The 7700-nt window shown below is 72.8% G+C and carries 7 protein-coding genes; 4 read left to right on the plus strand and 3 right to left on the minus strand.

Annotated features, from left to right (window positions below; genetic code table 11):
- The first annotated feature begins 145 nt into the window (after positions 1-145).
- Positions 146-1303 (plus strand): pyridoxal phosphate-dependent aminotransferase, encoded by a 1158-nt coding sequence (locus tag R3E88_22555; GenBank protein MEZ4219263.1) that lies wholly within the window; start codon positions 146-148, stop codon positions 1301-1303.
- On the opposite strand, the gene R3E88_22560 is transcribed toward R3E88_22555, so the two are convergent.
- A complete protein-coding gene (locus tag R3E88_22560) occupies positions 1300-1755 on the minus strand; it encodes a gamma-glutamylcyclotransferase family protein (GenBank protein ID MEZ4219264.1) in 456 nt (151 codons plus the stop codon). The two genes, R3E88_22555 and R3E88_22560, sit on opposite strands and share 4 nt — an antisense overlap.
- An 82-nt stretch (positions 1756-1837) precedes the next feature.
- Here R3E88_22560 and R3E88_22565 point away from each other — a divergent pair, with 82 nt between their 5' ends.
- Positions 1838-3064 (plus strand): cytochrome P450, encoded by a 1227-nt coding sequence (locus R3E88_22565; protein MEZ4219265.1) that lies wholly within the window; start codon positions 1838-1840, stop codon positions 3062-3064.
- A 13-nt stretch (positions 3065-3077) separates the two neighbouring features.
- Here R3E88_22565 and R3E88_22570 read toward each other — a convergent pair whose 3' ends face one another.
- Positions 3078-5078, minus strand: a complete 2001-nt coding sequence (locus R3E88_22570; protein MEZ4219266.1) for a DUF3604 domain-containing protein — start codon at positions 5076-5078, stop codon at positions 3078-3080.
- A 139-nt stretch (positions 5079-5217) separates the two neighbouring features.
- On the opposite strand from R3E88_22570, the gene R3E88_22575 reads away from it, so the two are divergent.
- On the plus strand, positions 5218-6030 hold the full coding sequence (locus R3E88_22575) for an SDR family oxidoreductase (protein MEZ4219267.1): 813 nt from the start codon (positions 5218-5220) through the stop codon (positions 6028-6030).
- A 589-nt stretch (positions 6031-6619) separates the two neighbouring features.
- A complete protein-coding gene (locus tag R3E88_22580) occupies positions 6620-7276 on the plus strand; it encodes a PEP-CTERM sorting domain-containing protein (protein ID MEZ4219268.1) in 657 nt (218 codons plus the stop codon).
- 135 nt (positions 7277-7411) lie between these two features.
- On the opposite strand, the gene R3E88_22585 is transcribed toward R3E88_22580, so the two are convergent.
- Positions 7412-7700 (minus strand): acetyl-CoA acetyltransferase (locus R3E88_22585; protein MEZ4219269.1); only part of this gene is annotated, 289 nt, incomplete at its 5' end.

The raw sequence follows: 7700 nt of genomic DNA on the forward strand, positions 1-7700 counted from the left end.
GACGGCCGGCGCGCGCCGCGGCGCGCGGGCAGCAAGCGCTGCCGCAACGATCGCCTCAAGGCCGAGGGGCTCGCGCTGCGCTTCCCGACCTTCCGCGAAGGCTATGCGGACATGCTCCGCGCCGCGCGGGCGGTGCGCTAGGCGCGTGCCGCGCTTCCACGCGGGCCGCGGCTTCGCGCCGGCCGCGCTCGCCATGCCGGGCGCCGTCTACTCGCCCTTCGCCGAGCGCGCGCGGGCCGAGGGGCGCGACGTCGTCGCGCTCCACGTCGGCGACACGTGGATGGAGCCCTTCGAGGGCGCGCGCATGGAGGCGCTGCGCACGGCCGACTACCCGGGCCTGCACCGCTACGGCCCGACGCAGGGGCTGCCCGCGCTCGTCGACGCGCTCGTCGAGAAGGTGCGCGCGCGCAACGGCCTCGCGTGCGAGCGCGCGGGCGTGCTCGTCGGTGCGGGCGCGACCTCGGTCCTCGCGAACGTGATCGGCGCGATCGCATCGCCGGGCGACGAGGTCGCGATCCTCGCGCCGTTCTGGCCGCTCGCGCGCGGCATCGTGCAGGCCTTCCGCGCGACGCCGGTCGAGGTTCCCTTCTACGACCGCGTGCGCGACGTCGACGAGGCGGTCGCCACGGTGCGCGCGCGCATCGGGCCGCGCACGGTCGCGCTCTACGTGTCGAGCCCGTCGAACCCGACGGGCCGCGTGCTGCCGCGCGCGTGGCTCGAGGCGCTCGCCGGGCTCGCGCGCGAGCACGACCTCTGGCTCGTCTCCGACGAGGTGTACGAGGAGCTCGTCTACGAGGGCGCGCACTTCTCGGTCGGCGCCGTCGCGCCCGAGCGCACGGTGTCGGTGTTCTCGTTCTCGAAGACGTACGGGATGGCGGGCAACCGCGTGGGCTACGCGGTCGGGCCGCCGCCGCTCGTCGAGCAGGCGCTCAAGATCGGGACGCACACCGCCTATCACGCGCCCGTCGCCGGGCAGGTCGCCGCGCTGCGCGCGCTCGAGGGCGGCGCGGAGTGGGTGGCGAACGCGCGCGCCCTCTACCGCGACGCCGGCCGGCGCGCGGCCGCCGCGCTCGGGCTGCCCGCGCCCGAGGGCTCGACCTTCCTGTTCGTGGACGTCGCACGCGCGCTCGACGAGCGCGGCATGCCGGGCTTCCTCGAGCGCTGCTTCGAGGACGGCGTCCTCGTCGCGCCGGGCGCCTCGGCGGGCTCCGACTACGCGAGCTGGGTCCGCCTCTGCTACACGGCCGCGCCGCCCGATCGCGTGGCCTGGGCCATCGAGCGCCTCGCGGCGCGGCTTCGTTAGGCCGGGCCGTCCCCGGCGACCACGCGCCAGCCGCGGATCTCGCCCACCACCTCCTGCGGGAGCGCGTGCTCGAGCGCGCCGGCGAGGCAGTGGTCGCGGTACCAGTCGAAGGGCGCGAGCGGGCCCGGGCCGGGCGCGAGCGCGAGATAGACGTGCGCTTCGAGCGCGGTGCCGTCGCGCGCGTGCACGACGCACGCGCTCCGCGCGTAGCCCCATTCGAAGCGGTCGAGCGCGGGCCAGTCGGCGCGTGCGAGCTCGAACACGACGCCCCACGCGTCGCGCGCGGCGTGCGGGACGAGGTTGGCCTTGCCGCTGCCGTCCTTCCCGCGTTTGTTGCAGACGAGCGCGTGGCCCGCGAGGCGCGCCGCGCCGACGGGGCGCGCGCTCGCGATGCGCGCGCGCAGCCGCGCGGTGCTCATGTTCGATCCGTAGGCGAAGTAGAGATCCTGCATGCGCGCGTGCTGTCGTATGCTGCCGCCCCCGGATCGCCCGTCGACGAAAGCGCCCGTCGACGAACGCTCGCGAAGGAAGCCGATGGCCGAGACGCTCGAGTACGACCCGTTCGCCGAGATCATGCGCCACGACCCGTTCCCGGTCTACGCGCGGCTGCGCGCCGAGAGCCCCGTGCACTACGTCGAGCGGCTCGACGCGTGGGCGCTGTCGCGCTTCGAGGACGTGTGGAGCGCGGGCCAGGACGGCGAGCACTTCGACCAGCCCGGCCCCTCGTTCCAGAACATCGGCGACGAGGAGCCGCCGATCTTCCAGGGCGACGACCCGGGCCGGCGCACCATCTTCATGATGAACCCGCCGCACCACACGGCGCTGCGCAAGGCGCTGACCCGCTACTTCTCGCCGCGCGCCGTCGCGGAGCTCGAAGGCGACGTGCGCGCGCAGGTGCGCGCGTGCCTGGCGAAGGTGCTGCCGACGGGGCGCATGGACGTCATCGCCGACCTCGCGGGGCAGGTCTCGGTCGCCGTCGCGTGCCGGCTGATCGGCCTCCCGGCCGAGGACGGCGCGATGCTCTCGGGTCTCGTCGCGCGCTTCTTCTCGCGCGAGCCGGGCGTCGAGGGCATGTCGCCCGCGGCGATGGCCGCGGCCCTCGAGCTGAACGAGTACCTGAAGCGCACCGTCGCGCTGCGGCGTCGCGAGGGCGTCGGCGCGCGCGACGACATCCTCGACGTCTACCTCGCGCAGGCCTTCGACGGCCAGCCGTACGACGACGACGAGATGGCCGGCCACCTGATGACGCTCGTCGTCGGCGGCACGGAGACGCTGCCGAAGGTCTTCGCGGGCGGCGTGCTCCAGCTCGCGCGCCACCCCGCGCAGCGCGCGCATCTCGTCGCGCACCCCGACGAGATCCGGGACGCGTTCACCGAGATCCTCCGCTACGAGATGCCGACCCAGCTCCTCACGCGCAAGGTCCGCAGGGACGTCGAGCTGCGCGGCCAGCGCCTGCGCGAAGGGCAGGGCGTGCTGCTCCTCTACCGCTCGGCGAACCGCGACGAGAACGAGTTCGCCGAGCCCGACCGCTTCGACGTCGCGCGCCGCCCGCCGCGCATCCTCTCCTTCGGCCACGGCGGCCACGTCTGCCTCGGCCAGCACGCGGCGCGCCTCGAGGCGCGCGTCATGTACGAGGAGCTGCTCGCCGCCGTGCCCGAGTACGACGTGCCCGAGGCAAGCGTCGTGCGCGCGCACAGCGAGTTCGTCGACGGCTATCTCGCGATGCCGATCGAGTTCGAGAAGCGCGAGCTCGCGGGCTAGGCGCGCAGCCCCGCTACGGCGCGTACCAGATCGGCGACGTCCAGGCGCGCTCCTGCACGGTCTTGCGGTGGTCGGCCGCGCAGCACGGCTCGAAGCCGCGCGTGATCGTCTCGGGCCGGCTGCAGTCGACGCCGCCCGCGACGCAGCGCTGCTGGCTCCAGCGGCACGTCGGGTTCTCGAGCACGCGCGCGTAGTAGAAGGCGCCCTGCTTCGCGTCGAAGGCGGGGTCGCGCCACACGGCGCACAGGTTCGCGGCGCCGTCACCGCTCGTCGCGCACGTCGAGGTGTCGACGCTCGCGCCGTTGTCGCCTCCGGCGACGTCGTAGACCTTCTCGTGCGTCGCGCCCTTCGCGTCGACCCAGCCCTTCACGATCTGCACGCGCTGGAGCGGCGTGCCGGGCGAGGCGGGCGTGCCCGGGTCGGCGAGCGCGGACACCGCGAACACGGGCGCGCCGCCCGCCGCGCCGGGCTCCGGGAGGTCGCCGCCCATGGGCACGCCGCCCGCATAGCCTCGCGCCGCGAAGTCGGGCGCCGCGCACAGGTCGTCGGGGTAGTCCCAGCCGCCGAAGAAGCGCACGACGTGGCGCGGGCCGCTCGTGCCGTACGTCTCGCGTCGCGTGAGTGCCGCGAAGATCGAGTCGCGCGCGTTCTCCTCGGCCCACACGACGGCGAGCCCGCCCGGGTTGTTCTCGAGGTTGTCGGGCAGGCCGGGCGCGAGGCCCGCACCGGCCGCGAGGCCCGCGCCGCCGTGGCCCTTCGCGTTGCGCTCGTCGACGAGTCCGGGCGTGCCGAGGTGCGTGTCCGTGCTCGCGATGATCCCGTACTTGAGCGGGTTCACGCCGAGCTCCTTCTCGAGCGCGAGCCCTTTCTTGAGCGCCTCGCGCACCATCGCGCTGCGCTTCGGCTTGCCGATGTCGCTCAGCAGCCCGGTGTTCGTCATGACCGGCGCGCGCGAGATCTGCGCGCCCGCGAAGCTGTCGTAGGGGAGCTTCTCGAAGCCGCACGCCTCGTCGACCGTGTCGCCCGCGAGCAGGCACTCCGAGTCGCCCTTGTGCTGCATGATCTCGATGACGGGCTCCATGCGCTGGCGCAGCACGGCCTCCTCGCGCGTCACCTCGCCGTTCGCGTCGGCGAGCGACGTGAGCTTCGCCGTCATGAACATGAGGCCGTCGCCGCCGAGGTTCGAGTTGTGCGGGATGGTGAGCGCGTCGCAGCCGGTGCCGGCGTCGAGGCACTCGCGCCGCAGATCCTGCCAGTGCTGCCAGGCGGAGGCGTCCTCGATCCAGTTCGACGGCAGGTCCGTCACGCGGTCGTTCCGGAAGACGACGTTGCGGTGCAGGTTCTGCGACGTCGCCGTGGCCGTCCACTCGTAGCCGACGAAGCTCGTGAAGCGGCACTCGGCGCTGCGGTCGTACGCCTCCTCGGCGGCGGCGCGGATGTCGTTCCACGCGCTGCGCGTGTTGCCGTGGCAGAGCTCGGCGTCCGCGGTCGCCGCGGGGCAGAAGTTCCAGCGCTGCTTGAGCACCATGCCGCGCACCGCGAGCGGCGCCGTGAGCACGGGGCGCATGTTCTGGTAGAGCCAGCACAGGTCGCTGTCGTAGCCGGGCGCGCTCGGGTCGTTGCACGTGCGCACCTCGCCCAGCATCTCGGCGTGGTCCGTGACGACCGTGAAGTCGAGCGGGCGCTCGAGCTGCGCGCTGCGCAGCGCCTGGCCCTTCGCGTCGTACGGCTGGAGCCCGACGCGCTCGCCCTTCGCGAAGCGGTACGCGTCGCGCGGCGTGTTGCGCGTGTCCTGGGTCGACGCGTCGAACGAGAACGCGGTGTGCACGTGGGTGTCGCCGAAGAGCGGCTTGCGCAGCGGCTGGTAGTCGGCGCACGCCTCGCGCTGCTCCGTGACGGCGTAGGGGCGCTCGACGGCATCGGCCGACGCGGCTCCCGGAGCGGAGACGAGCGCGGCGAACGTCGCCGCGAGGAGCGCGGGCGAGAGGAAGCGGACGCGGGGCGCGAGCGGCATGGAGCCCTCCGGAATGGCGGAGCCGTGGAGCGGATGCGAACGGGGCGCGCAGCCTATCACGCGCGCGCAGTGGCGCGCGGTCGGGTACACAGTGCGGCCGCGGGCTCCACTCGGGGCGGCGCGAGGGAGATCCGACCCGATGGCGAGCGACGACGCAGTGCGTGCACCGAGCCCTTCCGAACTCTTCGATCTGCGAGGCGCGAACGCGCTCGTGGTCGGCGCATCGAGCGGGCTCGGCGCGCGCATGGCGCGCGTGCTCGCGAGCGCGGGCGCCGGCGTCGCGCTCGCCGCGCGCCGCCGCGACCGGCTCGACGAGGAAGCCGCGCACATCCGAGCGGGCGGCGCATCCTGCGCGGTCGTCGAGGCCGACGCCGCGCGCGCAGGCGAGATGGAGCGCGCGGTCGCCGAGGCCGAAGCCGCGCTCGGCGAACTGTCGCTGCTCGTCTACGTCGCCGGCATCTCGCCGCTCGGCCGCGCCGAGCGCCACGCGCGCGCGAAGTGGGATCAGGCGCTCGCCGTGAACCTGACGGGTGCGTTCGACGCGTCGCAAGCCGTCGGTGCGCGCTGGATCGAGCGCGGAACGCGCGGCGCGATCGTCCTGGTCGGCTCGATCCTCTCGTTGGGCGCGAGCGCGACCCACAAGACCGTCGGCTACTCGGCCTCGAAGGCCGGCCTCGCGAACCTCGGGCGCCAGCTCGCCGTCGAGTGGGCGCCCCACGGCATCCGCGTCAACTCGATCCTGCCCGGCTACTTCGCGACCGAGATGACGATCGACCCCGCGCACGGCGACATCGCGCCCGACCAGCGCGCGCGCATGGAGACGTTCACGCCAATGGGCCGCGTCGGCGCCGTCGAGGAGATCGACACGGCGTTGTTGTTCCTCGCGTCGCCGGCATCGAGCTTCGTGACCGGTGCGCTCGTGCCGGTCGACGGCGGCTGGACGGCGTGGTAGCGATCGTCGGCTCGAGCGGAGCGAGTTCGTCGGGGAGAGGCGTCCGGCTTCGTTCTGCGTCGCATTCGCGGACGCTGCGAACGGTCGCAGATGTCTTGCGACTGTCTCGCTAGTTCGAACGTCTCGTCGCCCCGCCTGACACGTCGAACGAGAATCACCCATCTCCCGCATTCCATCTCCGGCGTGTCGGTTGCAGGGCAGCCTGTCGGAGATCGCGGCCGCATTCGCTCGCGGTCGCGCTTCCGCTCTCACGGCGCGGACCCACCGCACGATGTGTGGCGACCCGACGTCGGTGACATCCTCACGAGCGGCCTCCTCGGCCTCGCGAAGAGCCTGCTCGAGAAGGCCGTCGAACACGCTGACCAGGGGTCTCGTGCGTCCGCACCGTGGGGCGCTCCCGCTTCGAAAGGCCGCAAGCCCGCGGCGTCCGATCGGCCTGGCGCGCATCGAATGAGCGGCGACTCGCGGATTTCGTGCCACTAGTCCCGTTCCGCCGCCACCCATCCGCACGATGCGCCGATCGAACCTGGCCCGATTAGCCGCTTGGACGTCGTGGGTCCTGGTGCTCTCGCCGAGCGCGCACGGTCTCGTGATCGACGATTTCAAGACGACTCAGTCGGCGTCGATCACGTCGTTGCACGAGAACGGCGGAGGACGTCTCCGGTCTGGGACGATGTTGGGCGGCACCCGAGGACTCGCGTTGCAGGACTCGTCGGGCGGCGCTCCTCTCGCGGTGTCCATCGGGTCAGGCTCGCTCGGCTACGTTCAGCAAGGAAGCGGTCAGGCATTGATGCTGCTCACCTGGAACGGCGATCCACTAGGGGGTGAACTCGGCGGTGTCGACTTCACCGAAGGCGGTGCGCAGGACGCGCTCGCTCTCGACGTCTTCTTCCAGGATCTCGGCGGCCTGCTCATGGTGACCGTCTGCACCGACCCGGCGATTTCTGGCGCGCAGTCATGTTCGGACGGACGCTATTCCACCGGGTCGACGATCCTCGGAGCGGGTTTGCACGCGCTCAAGTTCTCCGACTTCACTCTCCGATCTGGCTCCGGCGCAGATTTCACTCGCGTGCACCAGGTCGTGATGCGCTTTCAGGCCACCGGGCCCGGCTCCCTTCGGCTCCTCGGGCTCGCCACCGTGCCCGAACCATCTGCTGGTGTGCTGACTTGTGTCGGAGTTGCCCTTCTCGCTGGGTCGCGCCGCCGAGCACGTCGGCGCGGGTGGCGAACCTGGCGTCGGACGTGACGAGCCTGCGCGCCTTCGCGCTGAACGGTCCTCGCTCGATCAGACGTTGAATCTCGCGCGGAGAGGCAACCTAGATGCCGCAGTCCTCGGATTCGGATCGTCCTCGAAGCTGCCGCTCGGCACGCTCACGACTGCCTACCGATCGGCCGCCAGCACGAGCGCCGACCCGTCCATCAGCGCCCCCGACGTCACGACCGCGACGCCCGAACGCGGCGCCTGCCGCTCTCCGCCGCGGCGCTGCACCTGGAGCACGGCCTCGGCGACGGTGTTCATGCCGTGCAGGTAGCCCTCGGAGAGAAGGCCGCCGTGCGTGTTGGTCGGCAGACGCCCGGCGAGCGAGGTCGCGCCGGAGCGCACGAAGGCGCCCGATTCGCCGCGCGCGCACAGGCCGAGACCTTCGAGGCCCATCAGCACGGTGCTGCTG

The sequence above is a fragment of the Myxococcota bacterium genome (assembly GCA_041389495.1).
Classification (GTDB): domain Bacteria; phylum Myxococcota_A; class UBA9160; order UBA9160; family UBA4427; genus JAWKRT01.

Excerpts from the sequence above, each read along its gene's own strand:
- R3E88_22575 (MEZ4219267.1), top strand. The coding sequence starts at position 5,218 with ATGGCGAGCGACGACGCAGTGCGTGCACCGAGCCCTTCCGAACTCTTC.
- R3E88_22560 (MEZ4219264.1), bottom strand. The coding sequence starts at position 1,755 with ATGCAGGATCTCTACTTCGCCTACGGATCGAACATGAGCACCGCGCGG.
- R3E88_22565 (MEZ4219265.1), top strand. The coding sequence starts at position 1,838 with ATGGCCGAGACGCTCGAGTACGACCCGTTCGCCGAGATCATGCGCCAC.
- R3E88_22570 (MEZ4219266.1), bottom strand. The coding sequence starts at position 5,078 with ATGCCGCTCGCGCCCCGCGTCCGCTTCCTCTCGCCCGCGCTCCTCGCG.